The following is a 24,507-nucleotide window of genomic DNA, read 5'->3' on the forward strand; positions in this document are numbered from 1 at the left end:
GCGGATGCAAAAATACAACTATTTTTGAAACGTACAATAGTAGATGCAAAAAAAATTATTTTTTTTTAATATGCCTTCGCAAATAACACTCTTCCAATTGAACTTTCCCCTGTAAAAACACAGCTTCCCACCTCTTTTACTCTATCCAAAGGAATGCATCTGATAGTAGCTTTAGTCAGGTCTTTAATCTTCTCTTCAGTAGCTGCAGTTCCATCCCAATGTGCTGATACAAAACCTCCTTTAGTGTCTAAAACTTCTTTAAACTCTTCAAAACTATTTACTTCAGTGATGTGCGTATTTCTATAATTTAATGCCTTTTCGAACAATTCTTTTTGAACTTGCTCTAACAAATCACTGATATAATTCGTAATTCCATCTTTAGAAACCACTTCTTTTGTCAACGTATCCCTTCTTGCCACCTCGAAAGTTCCATTTTCTAAATCTTTAGGACCTACAGCAATTCGTACCGGTACTCCTTTTAACTCCCATTCTGCAAATTTAAAACCAGGCTTTTGAGTGGTTCTATTATCAAATTTCACGGAGATATTTAATTTTCGCAAAGTTGCTGTCAAAAAATTTACTTCAGCCGTTATAGCCGCCAATTGCTCGTCTGTTTTATATATAGGAACAACTACTACTTGAATCGGCGCCAAATTAGGAGGTAAAACCAAGCCTTGATCATCAGAATGCGTCATTACCAGCGCTCCCATCAAACGAGTTGAAACACCCCAAGATGTTCCCCAAACATGCTCTTGCTTCCCTTCGGCATTGGCAAATTTCACATCAAACGCTTTCGCAAAATTCTGACCTAAGAAATGTGAAGTTCCCGCTTGCAATGCTTTACCATCTTGCATCAAAGCTTCGATACAATAGGTTTCCTCCGCTCCTGCAAAACGTTCTGTTTCAGTTTTTATTCCTTTTATAACCGGAATTGCCATGAAATTCTCGGCAAAATCAGCATATACATTCATCATTTTTTCTGATTCTTCAACAGCCTCCTCTTTTGTTGCATGCGCAGTATGTCCCTCTTGCCACAAAAACTCCGCTGTTCGCAAGAACAATCGTGTTCTCATTTCCCAGCGCACCACATTTGCCCATTGATTAATCAACAAAGGCAAATCTCTATACGATTGCACCCAACCTTTGTAAGTTGACCAGATAATAGCCTCACTTGTAGGACGAACGATTAATTCCTCTTCTAATTTCGCATTTGGGTCCACCATTAATTTCCCGGGTCTGTCTGGATCATTTTTTAATCTATAATGAGTAACGATTGCACATTCTTTTGCAAACCCTTCCGCATTTTTTTCTTCAGCTTCAAACATGCTTTTTGGAACAAATAAAGGAAAATAAGCATTTTGATGCCCGGTTTCTTTAAACATTCGATCCAACTCCGCTTGCATTTTTTCCCATATCGCATATCCGTACGGTTTAATAACCATACAACCTCTAACTCCTGAATTTTCGGCTAAATCGGCTTTGACAACCAACTCGTTATACCATTTTGAATAATCTTCCGCTCTTGTAGTTAAGTTCTTACTCATATTGAATAGTTTGGCACAAATTTTGCATTAATAAATTTTAAATAAATAGTTCAGCAAAACTAACTATTTTTGTAATGTACAACAATAAAAACTCCATATATATGAAAACTAGTACTCTTCCTTTCCAAAATACATCAATTTACTATATTGTTGGATTTTTGAGCGTCCTATTGACATCTTGTAGCTCTTACCAAAACAGCTCTTACTATGATTCTGACGGTATTTATGGTAATACAACAAATAGAGCCGTTGTTCCTGAGACTCAAAATGTACCGAATAATCAATATAAAGACTACTTTGGGTCTCTACAAAATAACAATCAACCTGTTGAGACCTTTACAGATGTTGATAATTATAATGATTACAGTTTAGAGAATGATACGTTACAAAACAACGATCCCAATTATCCCGGTTGGGGCAGTAATTCTCAAACTGTAAATGTCAATATTTACGATACCGGATGGGCAATGAATAATTGGAATGGAAATAACTGGGGATGGAACGGCGGATACGGTTGGGGTATGAACAATTGGTATGGAAACAATTGGGGTTGGAACGGTGGTTTTGGCTGGGGTATGAACGTTGGTTTTGGCTGGAATAACTGGGGTTGGAATAATTTCTACGGAAACAACTGGGGTTGGAATAACTGGTATGGAAACAACTGGGGATATTCAAATTACAACAACAACAGCGTCTACTCTCACAATCCAGGTCGTAGAGGTTCTTCGTACGCAAATTCAGTCAACAGTAATCGAAATTCTGGAAATTACAACAGAACACAAAGCACTACAATCAATAGAAGAGCTGTAAATTCAGACTATAGAGGAAATAACAGTACTGATTTCGGAAGAGGTTCTTCCGGTCGATTGAATAGAACAAGTCCGACTTTTTCTAGAAACCAAGTACAATCACAAAACAATTCTAACTACAATCCAGGCAGAAGAGGCAATACTACTAATGCTCGGAACGAAAGTAATGCTCCTTCCAGATCGTACACGCCTGCTGCAAGAAATGATAACAATTCGAGATCGTATAGTCCAAGCTCTAATAGTAGTTCCAGATCAAGTAATTCCAGCGGTGGCGGAAGATCATCTGGTGGAAGAGGCGGTAGAGGATAATTTAATTTCTTTCCTTTTATAGTATAAAATTAAAATTTTTGAAATACATGAAAAAATATATATTCTTATTAGCATTGGGCTTGACCGCAAGCCTTGCACAATCACAAGAAATCTCTGATGCGATGCGTTATTCGCAGGGCAATTTGAACGGAACTGCTCGGTTTAGAGCTATGAGTGGTGCTTTTGGAGCACTTGGAGGCGATTTATCTTCTATAAATGTTAATCCTGCCGGTTCAGCAATTTTTTCAAATAACCAAATGGGGATTACGCTGAGTAATAACGACACTAAAAACAACTCGAATTACTTTGGTAATACAACATCCGAAAAAACAAATTCTTTTGATTTGAATCAAGCTGGAGCAGTTTTTGTGTTTAACAATAGAAGTACCAACAGCAATTGGAAAAAAGTTTCATTGGGTGTCAATTATGAAAATACCAATAATTTTGATAATGGATTATATTCTGCAGGAACCAATCCAAATAATTCAGTAGCTAATTATTTTTTGAGTTATGCCAATAATGGGAATAATGGAGCGCCCGTTCCGCAACAGTTTGTGAATAGAGAATCCGGAGAATCCATATCTGACTTATATTCTTTTTTAGGAAGAAATTTGCCCAACAGCCAATTTCCTAGGTTAAGCGGTTTTGATGCCCAACAAGCATTTTTGGGTTACCAAGCCTTTGTCATAAATGCAGTTGATGAAAATAACGAAAACTCACCTTTTTCATCAAATGTTCCTTCTGGAGGGAATTATTATCAAGAAAATTCGGTTTATAGCACTGGCTATAACGGAAAATTATCTTTCAATGCAGCCACTTCTTTTAAAGATAAATTATACATAGGATTAAACTTAAATTCCCATTTTACGGATTATCAAAGATCATCCAATTTTTACGAAGACAACAACAATCCGTTGGATTCCAATTACGAAGTAAAACGAATACAATTTAACAATGACCTAAATACTTACGGAACAGGTTTCTCGTTTCACGCGGGAGTCATTGCAAAATTGACGAATGAGGTTCGTTTGGGATTGGCGTATGAATCTTCAACTTGGTATACCCTGACTGATGAGTTATCACAAAGTCTTGTTGCTGTCAGCAGCAATTCGGGAGGAGAATTACCATCCGATGTTGTAGACCCTCAAATCATCAATGTTTACGAAGCTTACAAATTACAAACCCCAAGCAAGTTGACGGGAAGTTTCGCTTATGTTTTTGGGAAATCTGGTTTAATAAGCGTTGATTATGCTCTTAAAGATTATAGTAACACTAAGTTCAAACCGGAAAATGATCCGTATTTTAATATGTTAAACAGCGATATGAATTCAATGCTGGATACTACAGGTGAATTAAGAATAGGTGCCGAATATAAAATTGAGGCATTGAGCTTAAGAGCAGGATATCGTTACGAGCAAAGTCCTTACAAAAATGCCGTAATTATAGGTGATTTGACTGGTTATTCAGCAGGTTTAGGATATAGTTTTGGTTCAACCAAAGTAGATTTAGCCTATTCGTATGCAAAAAGAAATTTTCAACAAGGATTTTTCAACCAAGGATTTACTGACGGAGCAAGCATAGACGCCATTAATAACAATTTGTCGTTGTCGCTTTTGTTTGAATTGTAATTATATCAAAAAATAAAATTTAGAATCCGTTTCGTGATTATGAAACGGATTTTTTTTAGCCCTGATGGAAGTGAAAACCCTCCCGATTTTTTTCGGGAGATTACTTCACTTAGTAGTCATTTATATAGGAGTTTAGTGAACTTTGTTTGTAGCGTACAGCGGGAATAGCTGCATAAAAATCTGAAAAGGAACTGAAATAAGTTCAGTTTGAATAAAAAATTGTAATTTTGCAAAATTCCCAAATTATCGGGATTCTAATGTTATGAGAACTAAGTCTTTAAAAAAGAATAAAATAAACGTAATCACTCTTGGGTGTTCAAAAAATGTATATGACAGTGAAGTGCTTATGGGTCAGCTACGCGCTAACGGAAAAGACGTTACACATGAAGCGCCAGAAGCCGAAGAGGGAAATATTATTGTAATAAATACTTGTGGATTCATTGATAATGCCAAAGCTGAATCGGTGAATATGATTTTGGAATATGCGGATAAGAAAGAGCGAGGGCTGGTTGATAAAGTGTTTGTTACCGGATGTTTGTCAGAACGTTACCGTCCAGATTTAGAAAAAGAAATACCAAATGTTGACCAGTTTTTTGGAACTACTGAATTACCACAATTACTGAAAGCTTTGGGAGCTGATTATAAGCATGAATTACTGGGAGAACGATTGACTACAACGCCAAAAAATTATGCGTATTTAAAAATTTCTGAAGGTTGTGACAGACCGTGCAGCTTTTGTGCGATTCCATTAATGCGAGGAAAAAACGTTTCGCAAACTATTGAAAAATTATTAAAAGAAGCTAAAGGTTTAGCCAAAAATGGCGTAAAAGAATTAATCTTGATCGCTCAAGATTTGACCTATTACGGTTTAGATCTTTATAAAAAGAGAGCCCTTGGAGAATTACTGGAAGAATTAGTAAAAGTAGAAGGAATCGAGTGGATTCGTTTGCATTACGCTTTCCCTACCGGTTTCCCAATGGAAGTATTAGAAATCATGAAACGCGAACCAAAGATTTGCAATTATATTGATATTCCGTTGCAACATATTGCTGATTCAGTATTAAAATCTATGCGCCGTGGAACAACTCAGGAGAAAACAACAAAACTATTGAAAGATTTCAGGGCAGCTGTTCCTGGAATGGCTATTCGTACCACTTTGATTGTAGGATATCCAGGAGAAACGCAAGAAGATTTCAACATATTGAAAGATTTTGTCCAACAAATGAAATTTGACAGAATGGGTTGTTTTGCTTATTCTCATGAAGAAAATACCCATGCTTATTTACTGGAAGATGACGTTCCGGATACTGTAAAACAAGAACGTGCTAATGAAATTATGGAATTACAATCTCAAATTTCTTGGGATTTAAACCAAGAAAAAGTAGGACAAACATTCAGATGTATTATTGACAGAAAAGAAGGTGCCCATTTTGTTGGTCGTACTGAATTTGACAGTCCTGATGTAGACAATGAAGTCCTTATTGATGCCTCTAAACATTACGTAAAAACAGGTGAATTTGTGATGATAAAAATCACCGAGGCAACAGAATTTGATTTATACGGAGAACCAGCATAACTGTCGATAATTTTTAAATTCATTCAAAAACGCTAATATGAAACCTATTCAATCCATTTTTATTATTGCATTTGTACTGTTCTTTTCCAATGCTATTTCGGCACAATTCGGAAATGGAGGATATGGAAACGGTTACGGGAATGGCTACGGTAGTAATCGCAGAATGAATAACGGAATGGACCAAACCAGAGCTCAGGAAAAACCAAAAGAAATTCCTGCTGAAGTAACGGTTGGAAAAATCATGGAGCGAATAAAACCAGAACTTATTCTTGATGCACTTCAGGAAATTGCCATCTCTAATATTCTGGTGGAGAGCATAAAAACACAAGGCATGCTCATTAAAGCAGAAGTTAGTCAAGTGGAAAAAATAAAAAATATTCAAGCTCTTTCAGAAACTACTGATAGGAAAATAATGGAATTATTGAACAAAGACCAAAAGGAAAAATATATTGCTATGAATGAAGAAGCAAAAAATCCTAAAAAATCGAAATCTAAAAAGAAAGCAAAACAATAATTTTTTTGTCAAACACAAAAATTAATTCCCATCATGAGAAAAATTTTTTACTACTTAATTTTTGCTGTTGCCATCACTTCTTGTGCGCCAAATCCTTTTAAAAAGAGCGAAAAAATATACGATACTACATTAAAAACATTAAAAAAAACCATATCCAATAAGGATTCGCAACCTTTACCTGAGATTCCTTATGTATCGATGAATATTGACACTTTATACACTAAACAACTGCATACGTTTAAGGATACAATTTTCAAAATGGGCTCGACACCTCTGGAAAATGGGATTAATACAGAATGGATAGGAACAGTAAATTTCAATTTACGCAAACCCAATTTCATTATTATTCACCACACTGCACAAGATTCATTGCAACAAACTATCAAAACGTTTACAAAAATAGAAACTCAGGTGAGTTCCCACTATGTCATTTCAGATGATGGAAAAGTAGTTCAAATGCTGAACGATTATTTACGTGCCTGGCATGCCGGCAATGGTTTATGGGGAAAAAACACCGATATAAATTCTAATTCAATAGGCATCGAATTGGATAACAACGGATCAGAAGTTTTTTCTGAATTACAGATTAATAGCTTATTGGCTCTTTTGACTAAATTAAAAAAAGAGTACAACATTCCGACGCAAAATATCATAGGACATGCAGACATTGCACCAACAAGAAAAAAAGATCCAAGTGCATTATTTCCTTGGAAAATATTAGCTGAAAAAGGTTTCGGAGTTTGGCCTGATGAATCTTTAGAAACAGCACCAATTGATTTCAATGTAGAACAAGGATTGCGAATCATAGGATACGATACTAAAAATCTGACTGCGGCAATTATGGCTTTCAAACTTCATTTCATTCAGAACGAAGTGAATGCTCTATTGGACGAAAAAACGATCAATACGATTTATTCTATTTATAAAAAGCAATAATCTATTGTATTCTCATCTTATAAAAACGGTTTTTTGATTCTTTCAAAAAACCGTTTTCTATTTATAATCAACTCGTTTCTATCCATTTAATTTCTTACTGCTTACTAATTTTAAAATAAAAAAAGCTTCCAAAGTAGACTATTCCATACATTTTTAATCTCCCCAATATGTTGCCTTGCAGATAATCGGCTAAAAGCCAAAATCCAACTTAACAGATGTTAATGTTTTATTATTTTATTTTTTCTTACTTTTAGTGTCTAAAGCAAAAATGTTCTTTGCTGTAAAAATAACGTTGAACCTAAATTAAAAAAATGAAACCAATCCAGTTATTAATGTGTTTTTTGGTGCTTTTTAGTACTTTTTCATCTCATGCCCAAAATCAAAAATCAAAAGAGTTCAAAGTAGCATTTGAAAAATTCACTTTAGAAAACGGATTGCAAGTCATCCTGCATATTGACCGCTCAGATCCTGTGGTTGCAGTTGCTTTGACCAGCCATGTAGGTTCTGCCAGAGAAAAAGCGGGTCGCACAGGATTTGCGCATTTATTTGAGCATTTACTTTTCTTGGAATCGGAAAACTTAGGAAAAGGAGGTTTGGATAAAATGAGCGCACGTATTGGTGGTGCCGGTGCTAATGGTTCGACCAGCAGAGATCGCACTAATTATTTTCAAACTGTTCCAAAAGATGCTTTAGAAAAAATGATTTGGGCCGAAGCCGATAAACTAGGTTATTTCATCAATACGGTAACAGAACCGGTTTTAGCCAAAGAAAAACAGGTCGTTAAAAATGAAAAAAGACAAAGTTATGACAACAGACCTTACGGACATAATTTTTCAGTAATCTCTAAAAACTTATACCCGGCGACGCATCCTTACAATTGGGACGTTATTGGTTCTTTGGAAGATTTACAAAATGCGACACTTGAAGATGTAAAAAGTTTTTACAATCGCTGGTATGTGCCAAATAATGTTACGCTAACTATTGCCGGAGATTTTGATGTTAAACAAACGAAAGCTTGGGTCGAAAAATATTTTGGAGAAATAAAACGTGGCGAAGCAATTCCTAAAATGGAAAAACAGTCTGTAACATTGACCGAAACTAAAAAACTGTATTATGAAGATAATTTTGCCAAGTTACCGCAACTCACACTCACATGGCCTTCCGTTTATGAATACCATCCTGACAGTTATGCATTGGAAGTTTTGGCAAGTTATCTTTCAAAAGGTAAAAAAGCCCCTTTGTACAAAACCTTAGTTGAAGACAAAAAAATAACAGATGCCGCTGATGTTTTCCAATACAATTCAGAAATAGCGGGTCAGTATATGTTGAGCGTAACGGCATTTGAAAAAACAAATTTGAATGAAGTAATGAATGGCGTGAACGAAGCTTTTAAAAACTTTGAAACTGAAGGAATTTCACAACAGGATTTAAATCGAATTAAAGCGGGACAAGAAACTGCTTTTTACACAAATTTATCTAGTATATTAGGAAAAGGATTTCAACTGGCGCAATATGAAATTTTTGCAGGAACTCCAGATTATATCAACCAGGATGTTAAAAATATTCTTGCGGTAACTACCCAAGATGTGATGCGGGTGTATCAAAAATACATCAAAGGAAAAGATTTTGTGGCCACCAGTTTTGTTCCAAAAGGAGACGTAAATTTGATTTTGGATGGTTCAACATTAGCCGCGGTTGTTGAGGAAAAAATCATTGAAGGCAAAGAAGATTCCTTTGACGCCAGTATTGCTGCAACTTATGAAAAAACACCTTCTAAATTTGACCGAAGCAAAGAACCGGCTTATGGACAAAGTCCTGATGTAAAATTACCATCTGTATGGAAAAATAAGTTATCATCGGGAATAAATGTTTTAGGTGTAGAAAACCATGAAGTACCGCTTGTTCAATTTCAATTGCAAATAAAAGGCGGAATGCTACTTGAAAACACTGCTAAAATAGGCGTTTCAAATATGTTGGCGGAACTAATGACAAAAGGAACCAAAAACAAAACTCCGGAACAACTGGAATATGCTATCGAAAGTCTGGGCGCAACGATTAGAGCGTATGCAACTGATGAATCCATTTTTATTTCAGGAAATACCTTAGCTAAGAATTACAATGCAACTATGGCATTAGTTCAGGAAATAATTTTACAACCGCGCTGGGATACTAAAGAATTTGAATTGATTAAACAAAGTACTTTAAGCCAAATTCTACAACAAAAAGCAGATCCAAATAGTATTGCCAGAAATGAATTCAAAAAATTAATTTATTGCAAAGAATCAATTTTATCCAACAACCGCATCGGTACCGAAAACTCTGTAAACAGTATTACAATTGATGATTTAAAAAATTATTACACTAAAAACACAGCTCCATCAGTTACTAATTTTCAAATTGTTGGTGGTGTTTCAAAAGCGGATGTGACCAATTCATTAGCGAATTTAAATAAAAACTGGGAGGCTAAAAATGTTACGATTCCTAAAATAACAGCTACAAATACGGTAACGGCGTCAAAAATTTATTTTTATGATGTTCCGGGTGCAAAACAATCTGTAATTAGAATTGGATACCCCGCACTTGCGGCTACTGATTCAGATTTTTATCCTGTTCAAATCATGAATTACCGTTTAGGTGGTGGCAGTTTTGCCTCACAATTGACACAACAATTACGTGAAGGAAAAGGATTTACGTATGGAATCAATTCTTCGTTTAATGGTTCTGTCAACAAAGGTCCATTTACAGTTTCGAGCGGTGTACGTTCCAATGTTACCTTTGAATCCATTAGTTTGATAAAAGAAATTATAGAGCAATATGGAAAAAACTTTAACGAGAATGATCTTGAGGTGACGAAAGGATATTTAATAAAAAGTAATGCTAGAGCATTTGAAACCCTGTCTTCTAAACTGGAAATGCTGTACAACATCAGCAACTACAATTATGCGGATGACTATGCGAAACAACAGGAAAACATTGTAAAAAACAGCACTGTTGACGTCATAAAAAAGCTTTCAGAAAAGTATTTGAATGCTGATAAAATGATCTATTTAGTGGTTGGTGATGCTGAAACGCAGTTGATAAAGCTGGAACAAATTGGTTTTGGAGCACCAATCCTTCTAAATAAAGCAGCGGTAAAATAAGCTGATTTTAAGCTAATTTGGGTTACACATAACTGATTGTCTTAGCCCAGATCAAAGTGAAAATCCCTACTGCAAAAAAAATAATTTTTCTTGTCCTGAAAGAGCGACCAACGGAAGCTCCTTTCAGGATTTAGAAAAATATTTTATTTAAGGGAGGATTATTGTAACGGAGCGCTGGATTAGCTCCTAAAATTTTATTCATTCATTTCGTCATGACGCTCCGGAACTTGCGGATCGTACAGCGGACATTTGAATTCTTCCATTATATTCACTAAAGTATCCATTGTTTTTCCTTCGGTGCCATAGCAATCAATTTTTATACTTTGGGGCGTCGTTCTGATGTGAAAAGCACCTGCACCATTGTTATTTTTCCAACTATTATCGTCTACTTTATCCCATTTTGAAAATACAGAAGCGATTCTATTCAAGATGACTTGTACCGGAAGTTCTTCAAGACCTTCAATTTCAGCTTGCTCTTCTGTAATAGTTTCATAAACCAAGTGATGGTTGAGATAAATTCCCTCAAGATATTTCCAAAAAACCAATTCGTACATAGCTAAAAAATTAAAAGATTAAAGAATTGAAAGATTAAAATTTGAACTTCAATTGAAGCTTTTTAATATTCAAAAGTTCCGTATTCACTGGCAATAGTCAGTTTTTTTGAAGTAGCAACTTCTACTCTACCTACTATTTGTGCATCAACATTAAATGATTTTGAAATCGCGATAATGTCTTGTGCAACTGCTTCCGGAACATAAATTTCCATACGGTGACCACAATTGAACACTTGGTACATTTCTTTCCAATCCGTTTTAGATTGCTCTTGAATTAACTGAAATAATGGTGGAACAGAAAACAAATTATCTTTTATAATGTGTAAATTTTCTACGAAATGTAAAATTTTAGTTTGCGCTCCTCCACTGCAATGCACCATTCCGTGAATTTCATTGGAAGAATATTGGTCTAAAATTTTCTTGATGATTGGCGCATAGGTTCTGGTTGGCGAAAGCACCAATTGTCCGGCATCGATTGGTGAATTTTCAACGGCGTCCGTCAATTTTACTTGTCCGGAATAGATCAATTCTTCAGGAACTAAAGCATCGAAACTCTCCGGATATTTGGTTGCCAAATATTTCCCGAAAACATCATGACGCGCCGATGTTAATCCGTTACTTCCCATTCCCCCATTATAGCTTTTCTCGTAAGTGGCCTGACCGAAAGAGGCCAATCCTACAATTACGTCACCCGCTTCAATATTGGCATTATCAATAACTTTAGAACGTTTCATTCGAGCTGTAACTGTTGAATCTACAATTATCGTTCGAACTATATCGCCTACATCTGCCGTTTCTCCTCCAGTTGAATGTATGGTTATGCCAAAAGACTCCAGTTCTTTAATCAGTTCTTCGGTTCCGTTGATAATTGCTGAAATTACTTCGGCAGAGATTAGGTTTTTATTTCTTCCAATGGTAGACGAAAGCAAAATATTATCAGTTGCTCCCACGCACAATAAATCATCAATGTTCATGATTAAAGCATCTTGAGCAATACCTTTCCAAACAGAAATATCGCCAGTTTCTTTCCAGTACATGTAGGCCAACGAGGATTTAGTTCCAGCTCCGTCCGCATGCATGATTAAACAATATTCTTCATCTTGCGTCAAGTAATCAGGGACAATTTTGCAGAAAGCTTGTGGAAATAATCCTTTATCAATGTTTTTTATTGCATTATGAACATCTTCTTTGGATGCCGAAACACCGCGAAGTGCATATCTTTTTGAAGTATCTGAACTCATGTAGTAAAGTTGTGAAGCCTGCTTTTAAGCAGGTAGTTGTGTGGCAAAGGTAATTATTTTTTTGGGTTTTGCCTATCGAGTCTTAATAAGTGTTTCTTGATAAAATCGTCTTGCAAAAATTATTCACACCCAAAGTTTAGCATCTAAGAGAAGAATGTCTTAAAAAAATTTGTCAAAAAAAATGTCCATCGGATACAGATAGACATTTTTATTAAATTTCAATGGCGTAATAAATTACTCCCAGTCAGGCATGTATGCCTCAGAAAATAATACTACTCTAGATGCACCTAAATTATTTATAGCAGGGGTAAATCGAACAATATTTTTTACAGACAGCCCATCATTAGAAGTATTAACAATAATTATTTCGGCTTCGTTTGGAGAATATCGAGCATCTAGATCTAAAGTCCCTACTGGCTTATCAATACCCACCTCAGTAGTGACACCAGTACTAAAAACATGTTGAAAAACCCTAGCATCTAGCTGTCTATAATTAGCATCTTCAAATCCCGAAATATCTCTTGAAAAAATTATTTTTTGGCCTGTTACCGAAAAATTTAATCCCCCCATTGCGCCGGTAAATCCAGATATTATCTGACTTATAATGACACCCGATGTATTAATAACAAATATTTCTGAGTTATAACCATTAGCATTATTAACCTTCAATGCTATTTTTGTATTATCAAAACTCCAATCACATTCTGAAATAAACTTACCATCCGCAGTTTGATAAATTTTAGTTAATCCGCTACCATCACTATTTATCCTATATAATTTGTCAAAATATGGATAAATTATCTGGCTACCCGAAGTATTCCATGAAAAATTAATAAATTCACTATTAAATCCTGCAATAGGAATCGAATTTGTCACTTTAAAAACTCCTGAACCATCTTCATTCATGGTGTATATATGATTTTGGGCCCCACTAGCCCTTATAAATGCAATTTTATTAGATTGCTTATTTTTTCTTGGTCTCCAACTATTCATATTTGAACTTGTTAATTGTATTATATTTCCCCCATCATTGCCCGAGTAAATAACATTATTGTCGTTTACTTTTTTTACAATTGTAAAACGAGCGTTTGGAAATGATGTTGTAGTAAAAGAATGTACTTCACTCAAAACAGGTACATTTATCCCATCAGATACAGAAACCTGCCAATAATATTTAGTACTATAGGTAAGGTTTTTTAAACTAAAATTTGGTTTAGTTATCTTTGAATAAACTACAATGTCACTATTACTATCTTTTCGTAATGTAATATCATAAGTGAGACTATCTTTTTCAGGATCAGAAGAAGTCCATATTAAATTTAATTCCAAATTTTGATTCTGGGCATTATCTTTTGGCGTAACTAATATTGGAGCGGTTGGAGGTTTATTATTGGTCGTCGACAATTTAAGTTCGAATACAATATTTGTTGCGCTATTTATATTAACGGTTGCAGGTTCATATTTTGTTATATAACCTTCTTTTTGAGCTTCAAAGGAATACTGTCCGATTTTGACTCCTGAAATAGAAAATTTTCCTTTTTCATCCGTAAAAACTATGCTTGAGTTTGGATTTGAAAATACCTTTACATTCGCTAAGGGCAAAAAAGTTACTGCACTTACAACTTTTCCTTCAACAATTCCAAAGTCTTCTCCAGTAATCTTTTCCTCACTACAAGAAAAAAGCATAACTAAAAGTACCAAACTAAATTTTAGATAAATATTTTTCATTATTACAGAATTAAGATTTTTTGAAATAACCAATTATTTAAGAGCGTATTAATATTGACTTGATTTTTTATATTTTCTATCTTTTTTGTAAAAAATAATAGGTCATTCCTAAACCAAAACGATAATAGTAATCATCCCTTACTCCTCTTTTTAAATAGTCAATATTATCACTAAAATTTAAGTTATGCTCACCATATAATTTTATTCCAATTTTGTCTGAAATCATATACTCCAATCCTAATCCATATTGAAGTTTAAAATGCTCATTGTCAAAAATCCTATTTGCGCCAAAACCTCCCCCAGCAAATATAAAGGGACTCAGTTTGTCTTTTGGTAATATGATAAGTTCCCCATTAAGATCGAATGTTAGATAACCGACATCTAAACGATCTTTATTTGCCAGATTTATAACATTAGTTGATGCACTTAAATTAAAACTTGGTGTAATAAAATATTTTAATGCCCCTCGTCCCATTGGTCGTAATAATGAACTTCCATAATCGCCATCCATTAATGTAACTCCGCTCGAAATCTCTATGGCAAACTTGGATCTTCTTTCTTGAAGGTGTCTTCCGTAAATTGCGGCTACATCTGCTTCCTGATTTTCCTCTTTATATTTCATCATTACAGCATCGATTTCAGGTTTAGGAGCATCCGTCTCCCAAATACTGTCTTTGATACCTTCTAAAACAAGCGAAGAAACCGCTTTTTCAATCGCCTCCGTTACTGCCATTTGGATAGGTTCGTTAGTTGTATAACCTGTTTCAACTTCCAAAAGTCTTTTAAAGTTTACATATTTAAAGAGACTCTGATCAATTGCTTGAGAAAGTATAGTTTTAGAAATATAAACTGATTTCATTATTTTTCCATTTGAAGTAGAAATCATCCTTAGGTAAACGGTTACCCTGTCTTGTCTATATTTCACGGAACCTCCGGTACCAAAATATCTTGCACCAAATCCTCCTGTAATTATATTAGAGTCATAAGAAATAATCCCACCTTCAAGCAATACGCCAGCGTACAGCAAAGGCGTTATTTGAATTTCATTAGGATCTGTTTTTTTTGAATATTCCTGCCTAGTAGAGCGTATCAGATTTCTTTCTTGAAGTAAATTTCCAATATTTTCACGCTCAATAGGGATAAACCACTTTGAATCTTCAAGTGCTTTAATTAATATAGAAGTCGCCCCTTGAGTGACAGCAGTACTAAAGGTACTTCCGTTTTCAGAAGCCTTATACTGCCCTGTCTGATCTCTAAATTTATAGAGCCCAACCACAATTTGTTCTTTCGGTTTTGGGAGTGTTTTTAATAAAGAGGTGGCTGGGGTACTTTCTCCAATAACTGCTTTTTCAACACCTGTTGGCTGATTATAATAAGCACCACAACTTAGGAATAAAAAAACAAGTAGAATAGCTGAGTAGGTTTGTAATCGCATATTATTGATTTGGGATGATTACTTGAGTTCGTTCGCCTGTTTTTGTATCTAGAATATCAACTGTGAGCCCTCCAGATGATGGGTATACCTCTACAGATAGACTTCCAAATGTGTAAGTTCCCACAGTAATACCATTTGTCCCGAATTGTTGTCTAAATAGAGAACTAGATAATTGACTTAATAATTGTGAATTTAAATTCGCAGTAAACCGTTCCAACTCTGTTTGCTGTGTTTGAGAAGAAAAATCTTCCCTAAATTTATTTTGAGATTCCGCAGAATTTGCCAGCCATTGGTAATTAAATGTATCACCTCCAAAAGCAGGATTCTTAGGTTTATAAACTAAATCCTGAGCGTTTACTGTTAGTGCAAGTAAGAAGATTGTTACTGAAAATAGAAATTTCATAATATAAAAAATAAGATTAATATTGAGTGAAATATTTGCTTTGCTTTTCTAAATTCTTTAAATATAAATAAGTTGCATAAATAGATTGTTGAGCCATTTCATTAAGATACTCTTCATCTGGTTTAGCTAAAAATTCATACACTACTTCATTATCAATACTGATAATTATTTTCGTGTTTCTGGCGAAACTAAATTCTTCGTTTAATGTGACTATTTTTCTTGCATTGATTTTATATTCGTCATACAAGTAATAATACAAATCATAGAAATCTTTTCCAACTTTAGTTTTTGTATCATCTGTTATAATACCAATTAATTCAAATCCATCAGATGGAAGAACTATTATTTCATCTTTTTTTTTTCGTCACCCAGGACTACCCTATCTTTCCCTATTAATTCTTTATTTTCATTATAGAAGAGCAATAAAATTATAATCTCATCCCCACTCCTTACATTAACTTGAGCAGTGGACAAATTTTTATTTTCACTTGTATTAAGAGTAAAAAATCCCTCTTGTGTATTATTAGATTGGTTACCAAGCACATTGTTGTTTTTTATTACTGATAATTGATAAGACAAACTTTGAACTATATCAGATAAATTTTCCGCAGTACCAGTTATTTTTATATTTCCTTCAATTTCTTCAATTTCGATTTTTGCCTTAACTATTGTATTAGTTATCTGAGAATAAGACAATAGTGGAATTAATAGCAAAAACAAAAATTTATATTGAAAAGAAATATTCATAACTTTACTTATTTAATATAATTACAGAAGCACCATTTCCAGATTGTATTATTTTCATATTTTTTGATAGGGAATTAGTTCCATAATTTTGAATATTTTGATTATTTCCCTTTTGAATAATTTCCATATTTATATCGTAATTAACATATAATGAAAAATCTTTGATATAATTACTTTTTCCTTCTTGCACAATTTTTTGCACAATTGAATTGGCATTTTTATCCATAAAAATCTCATTGTCAATACCATTTTGCACTAAAGATACATTAATGTCTTTTGCCTTTAGATTTGCATTTACGTAATTGAAAGATCCTATTTGCTGAATCATCACATCTCTTTGCAAATTTTTAGATCCCAACAAATCTTCTTGATTTTTTATCGTGTTAGAAGCTAAATGCAAATTTTCCTTAGAAAATAAAAGAAATGAACTATTTTGGTTGTAATCATTATCAACCGCTGTTCCTTGTGCAAAAGACACAGATGCAAAAGAAACGCACATTATAACAATATTTGAAAATGAGGATTTCATCTTTTTTTTTTTAAAATTTAAAAAAACAGGATATCTTTTTTTGAGCTATCCTGTCCTTCATATTTGTATTAATTGCTTTGAGTAACATTTGATATATGATTGTTACCTTGTTGTGATACAGAACTATTATTTCCTGTTCCAATAACTGAAGTAGATTGAGTTGTAAATGACTTATGACCCGTTCCTTCTTGCAGAATATTATCTAGATTTCTGTATCCTGTTTGAGTAGACATAGCATAATTATCATCTCCAAATTGGTAATGGTTAGACACATTTCTTGCAGAAGCACTTGTCGAACGACCATTACTATCTTGATTTTGAATGGATCTATTTCTCATTCCTCCTTGACTAGCATATGCTTCATTAAAATTCCCTTTTTGGGTTTGCGTAGCATCGTTTTTTCCATGAGGTGCCAAGGGTATTGCAGAAGTAAGTGAAGTCATAAGTGGAAAAACTGACATAGTTGGAATTGGCGCATTACCTGAAGTACCTTGATCAATAGTGGCTTTGTTTTTATTACCTGTTTGAGTTTGAGTAGCAGTATCATCACCCACCAATGAAGATAAAGAAACTGAAATTTCATCTTGCCAAATTGTAGCATCGTTCTCGTTTCCTACTTGTTTTTGTGTAGCATTGTTATCCCAATTATTTTGAGAAATAAACGCATTGTTGTCAATCCCTGCTTGATCAATATCTGCTGTATTACTTGCAGATTTGTTTGGAGATCCCATTGTACCCGGTTTTGCCCCTTGAAAAACATCAGCTTCGTTACTTTGAACTGTTTGTTTGATTTTTGATTTTTGATTTGTTCCCATTTGTTCAACTAATGCATCTTGCGATAATCCAGATTGAGCGACAACACTTCCATTTACCCCAGCAACTGGACCGGCACCTGTCTGAGCGAATGCTACTGATCCTACAAATAGCATCGCGGAGATGCTTAAAACTACTTTTTTCATAATAAATATATTTAATTGGTTGTTAATACAAATTATCATGTAGGTTTTAAAAAAATAATTGGGGCGATTACTCTTTTTAGTTAATAAATAACAAGATATAAAATAATAAAGTATCTCTTATTGAAGTATTACATTTCAAAGATATAAAAGATTTAAAAAAAATAATACGGCATATATACTTGTTTTTCAAATAGTTAATTATTTTCGATGAAAGGTAAATCTATATCGATGAACAGCTAAAATAACATAAAAATAAATAAGAAAAATACTCCCAAATATTAAATGTAAAAAACCAATACTAAAACAGAAATACATATCTAACTAAACGACAGTGAATTGAAAAATATAGTTTTGTAAAGTAATTATCTAATTGCTATTCTAATTGTGAAAAACTTCACTTTAAATAACTACATAGTAAATGCCGTTAAAATTTTTGGTACAACCTCCATTTTTTATGCAATAGCAATTATTTATTAAATAATTTTTCACAAGAAGTGTTTCATAAATATGAAAGAATAACAAGTGAATGACAATTAGCGCTGAATAATTCCTAGAAAAATAAAACTGTCAACATTCAGTTATAACCATAAAAAAATGCCTATCCAAAATGGATAGGCATTTTTAATGAAATGGTGCTTTTTACTACTTAGTAAATAACAACTCTCTGTATTTAGTCAAAGTCCAGATTTCATTGTCTACCAACAACTCTAATTTGTCACAGTGATTTCTGATTATTTCAAAATATGGTTTTACTTTATTACAATATGCTTCTGCCATTTTCTGAGCATCAGTCAAGTTATTTGCAATCTTTCTCTCATTTGTCATTTCCTCAACTTTAGAATTGATTCCTTCTATATGACCTGATATTTCTTTGATCAAAACGATTTGCTCTTTCGCTATCGTTTCAAAATCATCTCCAAAAATATCTTTCAGTCCTTTTACATTTGCAATCAAAGTATTTTGGTAACGGATTGCTGTAGGTATTACGTGATTTTTTGAAATATCTCCTAAAACTCTACCTTCAATTTGAATTTTCTTTGTATACTCTTCTAATTCAATTTCGTATCGTGCTTCAACCTCAATATGGTTCATGATATTCAATTCAGAAAACAAATCCAAAGATTGTTTAGAAACCCTTGCTTTTAATGCTTCAGGAGTTGTTTTGAAATTACTCAAGCCTCTTTTCTTGGCCTCAATTTCCCATTCTTCGCTATATCCGTCTCCTTCAAAAAGGATTTTTTTAGATTGTTTGATATATTCTCTTAAAACATTGAAGATTGCATCGTCTTTCTTCATGTCTTTAGAATCAATTAAAGCATCAACTTCAACTTTGAAATCTCTTAATTGTTTTGCCACAATTGCGTTTAAAGTAGTCATTGCATTAGAACAGTTAGCCGTAGAACCTACTGCTCTGAATTCAAATTTATTTCCTGTAAAAGCAAATGGAGAAGTTCTGTTTCTATCTGTATTATCCAAAAGAACATCTGGAATTTTCCCTACAACGTTTAATTTTAAATCAGTTTTTTCTTCTGGAGACAATTTTCCTGTAGTTACGCCTTCTAGTTCCGCTAAAACTTTAGTCAATTGTCCACCAATAAATACTGATATAATTGCCGGTGGTGCTTCATTTGCACCTAATCTATGATCATTGCTTGCAGAAGCTATCGCTGCTCTTAATAATGATTCATTATCATTTACCGCTTTGATCGTATTAATAAAGAAAGTCAAAAACTGTAAATTACTCATTGGCGTTTTGCTTGGACTCAACAAGTTTACACCAGTATCAGTAGCTAATGACCAGTTATTGTGTTTTCCTGAACCATTCACTCCTTTGAAAGGTTTTTCATGGAACAAAACTTTCAATTCATGACGTTCAGCCACTTTTTGCATCACGTCCATCAACAAACAGTTGTGATCTACTGCCAGGTTTGTTTCTTCAAAAATAGGTGCCAACTCAAATTGGTTTGGCGCTACTTCATTATGACGTGTTTTTACAGGAATACCTAACAACATACATTCTTGCTCTAAATCTCTCATGTACGTTAAAGCACGTGTTGGAATTGATCCAAAATAATGGTCATCCAATTGCTGTCCTTTTGCAGAAGTATGCCCTAGCAAAGTTCTTCCTGTCATAATAAGGTCCGGACGAGAATTTGCTAACGCTCTGTCTACTAAGAAATACTCTTGTTCCCAACCTAAAGTTGCAGTAACCTTTTTTACATTTTTGTCAAAATATTTACATACTTCAGTGGCAGCTTCGTCCATAACGGTTAATGCTCTCAACAAAGGTGTTTTATAATCTAGAGCTTCTCCTGTGTAAGAAATAAAAACGGTAGGGATACATAATGTTGTTCCGAAAATAAACGCTGGCGATGTTGGATCCCAAGCGGTATATCCTCTTGCTTCAAATGTATTTCTAATTCCACCATTCGGGAAACTAGAAGCATCAGGCTCTTGTTGTACCAATTGAGCACCACCAAATTTTTCTACTGGATCACTACCATCATAAGATGTTTCAAAGAAAGCATCATGTTTTTCGGCAGTGGTTCCTGTAAGTGGTTGAAACCAATGTGTATAATGAGTAACTCCCTTAGCCAAGGCCCACTCTTTCATACCCATAGCGATATAATCTGCTAATTTTCTGTCTATTTTAGTTCCATGCTGTACTGCATCTCGCACGCCTTTAAAAGCATCTGAAGTTAAATATTGCTTCATTGCTTTGTCATTAAAAACGTTTGCACCAAAAATAGTTGATTTCCTATCTGATTCTTCAAATTTAACTGGCTTTCTAGTCGATGCTTCTCTCAAAGCTTGAAAACGTAATGTTGACATAAAAATTGATTTTAATTAATTAGACCCCTATTATTTTGATGCAAATATAAATTAATTATTACTTTTATAAAATTTTACCACCAATTTTTACGGGCTATTATAAAAAATTTATCAAATTCATAAAAAAAAGTATCAAAAATCAGAACTTGGTAATTTTAATGGCTCATATTTTTTAAGTCACAAATTCTAAAAAAAAACTAAAAGAATATGAGCTGTCCATTTTTCCTTGAAATATCTATTAAAGTTCAAAAATCAAAAAGTATCTTTACGCAAATATAAATACCAATTTTATGATTGTCTGGATTTCTTTTTTAAGCGCTGTTTTAATTTTTTTAGCACTTGATTTAGGCGTTTTTAATAAAACGCCACATATTATAAGCTCTAAAGAAGCAGGAAAATGGACCGCAATATGGGTCGCATTATCATTTATGTTCTCCGGTGTAGTTTATTGGCTCTATACTACAGATTATCTCGCTAATCCAGATAATCTGAAACCCACAACAGCCGCAATAAAATTCATCACTGGTTATTTGATTGAATTATCATTAAGTATTGACAACATATTTGTGATTGCAATTATCTTTGCTGCTTTTAAAATTCCACAGAAATACCAACATCGTGTATTGTTTTGGGGAATATTAGGAGCCATAATTTTCAGAGGATTAATGATATTCTTTGGGGTTATGCTAATCAATAAGTTTTCTTGGACGACCTACGTTTTTGGTGCTTTCCTAATCTACACTGCGATGAAAATGTTGTTTAGTGGCGAGGATGAGCAGTTCCAACCGAAAAAATCATTTGTATATAAAACACTCAAAAAAATAATGCCAATTTCTAATCATATTGATGAGGAGCATTTTTTTGTGAAAAGAAGACATATCACAGCTGCAACGCCTCTGTTTGTTGCATTAGTAGTAATTGAAGTTATGGATGTAGTATTTGCTATTGACAGCGTTCCCGCAATCTTAGCCATCACAAACGATCCTTTTTTAGTTTTTAGTTCTAATATATTTGCCATTTTAGGATTGCGATCCATGTATTTCTTCCTCGCTAATATGTTAGCTAAATTCAGTTATTTAGAATACAGTTTAATTGCAATTCTAAGTTTTGTGGGCCTTAAGATGTTACTTCATGATTTTATTGAAATTCCGGAATGGGGATCATTAGCATTTATAGCAATTGCCCTTATTTTAGGAATTGTTGTTTCCTTGCGAAAAAGCAGTAAAGAATTCGTCTAAAACTCCAGAAACTACACCATAAAAAAAAGAGAAATCATATTGCGATTTCCCTTTTTTGTTTTAATATCAAACAATCAATTATTACAAATTCACTTTCTTTATCTCACTGTTGTTAACATTTAACGCTGACATTACAGAATCAATATTGTTCTTATTTACCGTTTTAGCAAAACTACCTGGTATGATTACGATTCTAAAAGTTTGATTTTGTGTCCAACTCGACGGTACAGTATTAAGACTAAAATTAGCCGAAAGAAAGATATTTACGTTGAATCTAGAATAATCAAAATTGAAATCTAATTCACCGCCATCATTAAAATAATACGTTTGAGGCATTAGCTTCCATATATCTTGTCCATTTACCGTATCATACAAATGATATACTAAAACAGAATCAGAGGAATAAATTGGTGGATCAAATACGACCAAACTATTGTAATTATTATTATAATTAAATGAAGTCGTAACTTCAAACACTTCAGTTCTTGGTCCATTATCCACATCATCATATACTTCGGTCACTTCACAACTTTGTAGTGCCATCATCCCGATGAAAACTAAAAATAAGGTAATTTTTTTCATTCTTTATCGTTTTTATAATTTATCTTAAAAGACTCTATCCACGAATTGTGCCAAACTTTATTTTACAAAATAATGTACTTTTGAATTATGGAAAAAGAATTTAAATTATACATGATAATGCTAGGCTGTATTCCAGAAGGACGGTTTACAGAACAGCATGATATTTTTTTTGGAATTAGTAAATCCTTAAAAGAATTGATTCCGCATATAAATCTTTTTTGGCCAGAAGCCAAAGGTAAAATTCATATTGATGCCTGGCGAGAAGTTTCTGTAGTTGATGACTTCTCTATTGAAATTGTTCCAAAAAATACTGAAGCGCAAGTTACTCCAGAACAATTATTTTTCATCAATTTAGGAGGTTACAAAGAAAATGAATTTGAAGAGTACCATTATAAAATGATTACAGTTGCAACTAGTTTAGCATTGGCATCAAAAAAATCAAAAAAAACTGCATTTTACAAACATTGTGGTTTCAAAGATGCACCTTCACATATTGACGATCAATATGGAATTGATGTAGACGATATTTATAATGTTGCAGACATGCTGCCATCGCAATTCAAAGCTTTATATTCGTTAAAAATCACCAAGTCTGAAATTCAATTAGAACAAAATACGCTAAATATAGGCTATTTAAAATTAAAAAAAATTAAAGATTAAATTAATCACCATTTGAACTTTTTTCAATTGATTACAACAGTAAGGCCTTTCAATACTATCATTTGAAAGGCCTTTTAAATTTTTCAAGAATACGAAGTTTATTTCACCACTGCAGCATTATTTTTTAAAATTTTATTAAAAAACAGCACATGAGCGAGTAAAGCATTTTCCCAATATTCCCAAGTATGCGCACCTGGACGTTCTGTATAATCATGAGAAACTTTATTATAAACAAGTCTTCTGTGTAACTCGCGATTGGATTCAATCAGAAAATCATCCACACCGCAATCGATAATCAATTCTAGTTTGTTGCTTTTTATTTTGTCCACCATATTCAAAACGGCATTCGAGGCATATACTTCCTGGGGTGCACCGCTAATTCCAAAAACTGGCTCCATTAATTTAGTTACTCTTTCCTTAGATTCCGGATTAATCATGCTTCCCATATCTACTGCTCCACTCATACTTCCTGCAGCACAAAAAAGTTCCGGGTGCTTTGTCGAAAGATATAATGCTCCGTGACCGCCCATCGAAAGTCCCGTAATTACACGTCCTTTTCTGTCATTTATTGTTCGATAAGAATTATCTATTTTCTGAATTACTTCTTTTGTAATATATGTTTCAAACTGACTGCCTTTATTCACGGGACTATCCAGATAAAAACTGAATGTTTCTCCTTCCGGCATTACGATTATAATATTATACTGATCGGCTAAATTGTGTAGTACATTCTTATCCGGAGTTTTAGACAGCCAATCATTAAAATGACCATAAGCACCATGCAATAGATAAAGAACTGGGTAATTCACTTTGCTATTAGCATAAGAATTTGGTAAAACTATCGCAGCTTTATATGTTTTATTCATTACCATACTAGGAATTTGCAACGTATCGGCTTTTGCTGCATAAGAAACAACAACATGACCAAGAAGAAAAAATAAGAATACAATTTGAAATTTTTTCATACTATTCGGTTTTAAGGTAAAATGTAAATATACTACTTTAGAATAAATAAAATGAAGCTACGGTAATGACCTGAACTAAAAAAGACCTCTCATTGCTGAAAGGTCTTTTAAAAAATTTATATGTAGATCACGCCCGCACATGAGCGGAATAAACGATTCACACACTTTTTGCTATCCA

At 33.6% G+C, this 24,507-nt stretch carries 21 protein-coding genes; 8 read left to right on the plus strand and 13 right to left on the minus strand.

Annotation, left to right across the window (positions count from 1 at the left end):
• Positions 1 to 65: 65 nt before the first annotated feature.
• Positions 66 to 1,544, minus strand: coding sequence for a proline--tRNA ligase (gene proS, locus BMZ76_RS09050; RefSeq protein ID WP_091205146.1), 1,479 nt, complete (start codon positions 1,542 to 1,544; stop codon positions 66 to 68).
• Between the two features lie 101 nt (positions 1,545 to 1,645).
• Here proS and BMZ76_RS09055 point away from each other — a divergent pair, with 101 nt between their 5' ends.
• The 6 genes from BMZ76_RS09055 to BMZ76_RS09080 all read left to right on the plus strand — a co-directional run bounded on the left by BMZ76_RS09055 (position 1,646) and on the right by BMZ76_RS09080 (position 10,456).
• A complete protein-coding gene (locus BMZ76_RS09055) occupies positions 1,646 to 2,662 on the plus strand; it encodes a hypothetical protein (RefSeq protein ID WP_091205148.1) in 1,017 nt (338 codons plus the stop codon).
• A gap of 47 nt (positions 2,663 to 2,709) precedes the next feature.
• Positions 2,710 to 4,290 carry an OmpP1/FadL family transporter gene (locus tag BMZ76_RS09060; protein ID WP_091205150.1) on the plus strand — a complete coding sequence of 527 codons (1,581 nt, stop codon included), beginning with the start codon at positions 2,710 to 2,712 and terminating at the stop codon, positions 4,288 to 4,290.
• 262 nt (positions 4,291 to 4,552) lie between these two features.
• Positions 4,553 to 5,866, plus strand: coding sequence for a 30S ribosomal protein S12 methylthiotransferase RimO (gene rimO, locus BMZ76_RS09065; RefSeq protein WP_091205152.1), 1,314 nt, complete (start codon positions 4,553 to 4,555; stop codon positions 5,864 to 5,866).
• 37 nt (positions 5,867 to 5,903) lie between these two features.
• Positions 5,904 to 6,380 carry a hypothetical protein gene (locus BMZ76_RS09070; protein ID WP_091205154.1) on the plus strand — a complete coding sequence of 159 codons (477 nt, stop codon included), beginning with the start codon at positions 5,904 to 5,906 and terminating at the stop codon, positions 6,378 to 6,380.
• A gap of 33 nt (positions 6,381 to 6,413) precedes the next feature.
• A complete protein-coding gene (locus BMZ76_RS09075; protein WP_091205156.1) occupies positions 6,414 to 7,316 on the plus strand; it encodes an N-acetylmuramoyl-L-alanine amidase in 903 nt (300 codons plus the stop codon).
• A 311-nt stretch (positions 7,317 to 7,627) separates the two neighbouring features.
• Positions 7,628 to 10,456 carry a M16 family metallopeptidase gene (locus BMZ76_RS09080; protein ID WP_091205159.1) on the plus strand — a complete coding sequence of 943 codons (2,829 nt, stop codon included), beginning with the start codon at positions 7,628 to 7,630 and terminating at the stop codon, positions 10,454 to 10,456.
• Between the two features lie 194 nt (positions 10,457 to 10,650).
• On the opposite strand, the gene BMZ76_RS09085 is transcribed toward BMZ76_RS09080, so the two are convergent.
• The 10 genes from BMZ76_RS09085 to BMZ76_RS09130 all read right to left on the minus strand — a co-directional run bounded on the left by BMZ76_RS09085 (position 10,651) and on the right by BMZ76_RS09130 (position 20,884).
• Positions 10,651 to 11,010, minus strand: coding sequence for a hypothetical protein (locus tag BMZ76_RS09085; protein ID WP_091205162.1), 360 nt, complete (start codon positions 11,008 to 11,010; stop codon positions 10,651 to 10,653).
• Between the two features lie 62 nt (positions 11,011 to 11,072).
• Entirely contained in the window at positions 11,073 to 12,251 is a 1,179-nt protein-coding gene (locus BMZ76_RS09090) for an AIR synthase related protein (RefSeq protein ID WP_091205168.1), read from the minus strand.
• Positions 12,252 to 12,485: 234 nt separating this feature from the next.
• Complete coding sequence (locus tag BMZ76_RS09095; protein WP_091205172.1) at positions 12,486 to 13,979, minus strand: carboxypeptidase regulatory-like domain-containing protein; 1,494 nt, start codon at positions 13,977 to 13,979, stop codon at positions 12,486 to 12,488.
• Positions 13,980 to 14,055: 76 nt separating this feature from the next.
• A complete protein-coding gene (locus BMZ76_RS09100; RefSeq protein ID WP_091205175.1) occupies positions 14,056 to 15,414 on the minus strand; it encodes a CsgG/HfaB family protein in 1,359 nt (452 codons plus the stop codon).
• A gap of 1 nt (position 15,415) precedes the next feature.
• The gene (locus BMZ76_RS09105; protein WP_091205177.1) at positions 15,416 to 15,817 is read right to left on the minus strand and encodes a curli assembly protein CsgF; all 402 of its coding nucleotides are present in this window, start codon (positions 15,815 to 15,817) and stop codon (positions 15,416 to 15,418) included.
• Positions 15,818 to 15,833: 16 nt separating this feature from the next.
• Positions 15,834 to 16,163, minus strand: a complete 330-nt coding sequence (locus BMZ76_RS09110) for a CsgE family curli-type amyloid fiber assembly protein (protein ID WP_317615062.1) — start codon at positions 16,161 to 16,163, stop codon at positions 15,834 to 15,836.
• Positions 16,160 to 16,564: a hypothetical protein gene (locus BMZ76_RS09115; RefSeq protein WP_091205179.1), complete on the minus strand. Its 405-nt coding sequence runs from the start codon at positions 16,562 to 16,564 to the stop codon at positions 16,160 to 16,162. The genes BMZ76_RS09110 and BMZ76_RS09115 overlap by 4 nt, the downstream gene beginning before the upstream one ends.
• A gap of 4 nt (positions 16,565 to 16,568) precedes the next feature.
• Positions 16,569 to 17,093, minus strand: a complete 525-nt coding sequence (locus BMZ76_RS09120; protein ID WP_143071071.1) for a hypothetical protein — start codon at positions 17,091 to 17,093, stop codon at positions 16,569 to 16,571.
• 68 nt (positions 17,094 to 17,161) lie between these two features.
• Complete coding sequence (locus tag BMZ76_RS09125) at positions 17,162 to 18,052, minus strand: hypothetical protein (RefSeq protein ID WP_091205181.1); 891 nt, start codon at positions 18,050 to 18,052, stop codon at positions 17,162 to 17,164.
• 642 nt (positions 18,053 to 18,694) lie between these two features.
• On the minus strand, positions 18,695 to 20,884 hold the full coding sequence (locus BMZ76_RS09130; protein ID WP_091205183.1) for a glutamine synthetase III family protein: 2,190 nt from the start codon (positions 20,882 to 20,884) through the stop codon (positions 18,695 to 18,697).
• Positions 20,885 to 21,174: 290 nt separating this feature from the next.
• Here BMZ76_RS09130 and BMZ76_RS09135 point away from each other — a divergent pair, with 290 nt between their 5' ends.
• Positions 21,175 to 22,122: a TerC family protein gene (locus BMZ76_RS09135; protein WP_091205185.1), complete on the plus strand. Its 948-nt coding sequence runs from the start codon at positions 21,175 to 21,177 to the stop codon at positions 22,120 to 22,122.
• Positions 22,123 to 22,203: 81 nt separating this feature from the next.
• Here the strand turns inward: BMZ76_RS09135 and BMZ76_RS09140 are convergent, their stop codons facing one another.
• Complete coding sequence (locus BMZ76_RS09140; RefSeq protein ID WP_091205188.1) at positions 22,204 to 22,704, minus strand: hypothetical protein; 501 nt, start codon at positions 22,702 to 22,704, stop codon at positions 22,204 to 22,206.
• Between the two features lie 87 nt (positions 22,705 to 22,791).
• Here BMZ76_RS09140 and BMZ76_RS09145 point away from each other — a divergent pair, with 87 nt between their 5' ends.
• On the plus strand, positions 22,792 to 23,364 hold the full coding sequence (locus BMZ76_RS09145; RefSeq protein WP_091205192.1) for a DUF1543 domain-containing protein: 573 nt from the start codon (positions 22,792 to 22,794) through the stop codon (positions 23,362 to 23,364).
• 98 nt (positions 23,365 to 23,462) lie between these two features.
• On the opposite strand, the gene BMZ76_RS09150 is transcribed toward BMZ76_RS09145, so the two are convergent.
• Complete coding sequence (locus tag BMZ76_RS09150; protein ID WP_091205194.1) at positions 23,463 to 24,329, minus strand: alpha/beta hydrolase; 867 nt, start codon at positions 24,327 to 24,329, stop codon at positions 23,463 to 23,465.
• Positions 24,330 to 24,507 lie beyond the last annotated feature (178 nt).

Origin of the sequence: Flavobacterium xueshanense (assembly GCF_900112975.1) — a bacterium.
GTDB lineage: Bacteria > Bacteroidota > Bacteroidia > Flavobacteriales > Flavobacteriaceae > Flavobacterium > Flavobacterium xueshanense.

Coding starts and splice junctions, on each gene's coding strand:
- BMZ76_RS09130 (WP_091205183.1), bottom strand. CDS start 20,884: ATGTCAACATTACGTTTTCAAGCTTTGAGAGAAGCATCGACTAGAAAG.
- BMZ76_RS09125 (WP_091205181.1), bottom strand. CDS start 18,052: ATGAAAAAAGTAGTTTTAAGCATCTCCGCGATGCTATTTGTAGGATCA.
- BMZ76_RS09055 (WP_091205148.1), top strand. CDS start 1,646: ATGAAAACTAGTACTCTTCCTTTCCAAAATACATCAATTTACTATATT.
- BMZ76_RS09145 (WP_091205192.1), top strand. CDS start 22,792: ATGGAAAAAGAATTTAAATTATACATGATAATGCTAGGCTGTATTCCA.
- BMZ76_RS09100 (WP_091205175.1), bottom strand. CDS start 15,414: ATGCGATTACAAACCTACTCAGCTATTCTACTTGTTTTTTTATTCCTA.
- BMZ76_RS09095 (WP_091205172.1), bottom strand. CDS start 13,979: ATGAAAAATATTTATCTAAAATTTAGTTTGGTACTTTTAGTTATGCTT.
- BMZ76_RS09060 (WP_091205150.1), top strand. CDS start 2,710: ATGAAAAAATATATATTCTTATTAGCATTGGGCTTGACCGCAAGCCTT.
- BMZ76_RS09140 (WP_091205188.1), bottom strand. CDS start 22,704: ATGAAAAAAATTACCTTATTTTTAGTTTTCATCGGGATGATGGCACTA.
- BMZ76_RS09105 (WP_091205177.1), bottom strand. CDS start 15,817: ATGAAATTTCTATTTTCAGTAACAATCTTCTTACTTGCACTAACAGTA.
- BMZ76_RS09070 (WP_091205154.1), top strand. CDS start 5,904: ATGAAACCTATTCAATCCATTTTTATTATTGCATTTGTACTGTTCTTT.
- proS (WP_091205146.1), bottom strand. CDS start 1,544: ATGAGTAAGAACTTAACTACAAGAGCGGAAGATTATTCAAAATGGTAT.
- BMZ76_RS09135 (WP_091205185.1), top strand. CDS start 21,175: ATGATTGTCTGGATTTCTTTTTTAAGCGCTGTTTTAATTTTTTTAGCA.
- BMZ76_RS09085 (WP_091205162.1), bottom strand. CDS start 11,010: ATGTACGAATTGGTTTTTTGGAAATATCTTGAGGGAATTTATCTCAAC.
- BMZ76_RS09150 (WP_091205194.1), bottom strand. CDS start 24,329: ATGAAAAAATTTCAAATTGTATTCTTATTTTTTCTTCTTGGTCATGTT.
- BMZ76_RS09075 (WP_091205156.1), top strand. CDS start 6,414: ATGAGAAAAATTTTTTACTACTTAATTTTTGCTGTTGCCATCACTTCT.
- BMZ76_RS09120 (WP_143071071.1), bottom strand. CDS start 17,093: ATGAAATCCTCATTTTCAAATATTGTTATAATGTGCGTTTCTTTTGCA.
- rimO (WP_091205152.1), top strand. CDS start 4,553: ATGAGAACTAAGTCTTTAAAAAAGAATAAAATAAACGTAATCACTCTT.
- BMZ76_RS09115 (WP_091205179.1), bottom strand. CDS start 16,564: ATGAATATTTCTTTTCAATATAAATTTTTGTTTTTGCTATTAATTCCA.
- BMZ76_RS09080 (WP_091205159.1), top strand. CDS start 7,628: ATGAAACCAATCCAGTTATTAATGTGTTTTTTGGTGCTTTTTAGTACT.
- BMZ76_RS09090 (WP_091205168.1), bottom strand. CDS start 12,251: ATGAGTTCAGATACTTCAAAAAGATATGCACTTCGCGGTGTTTCGGCA.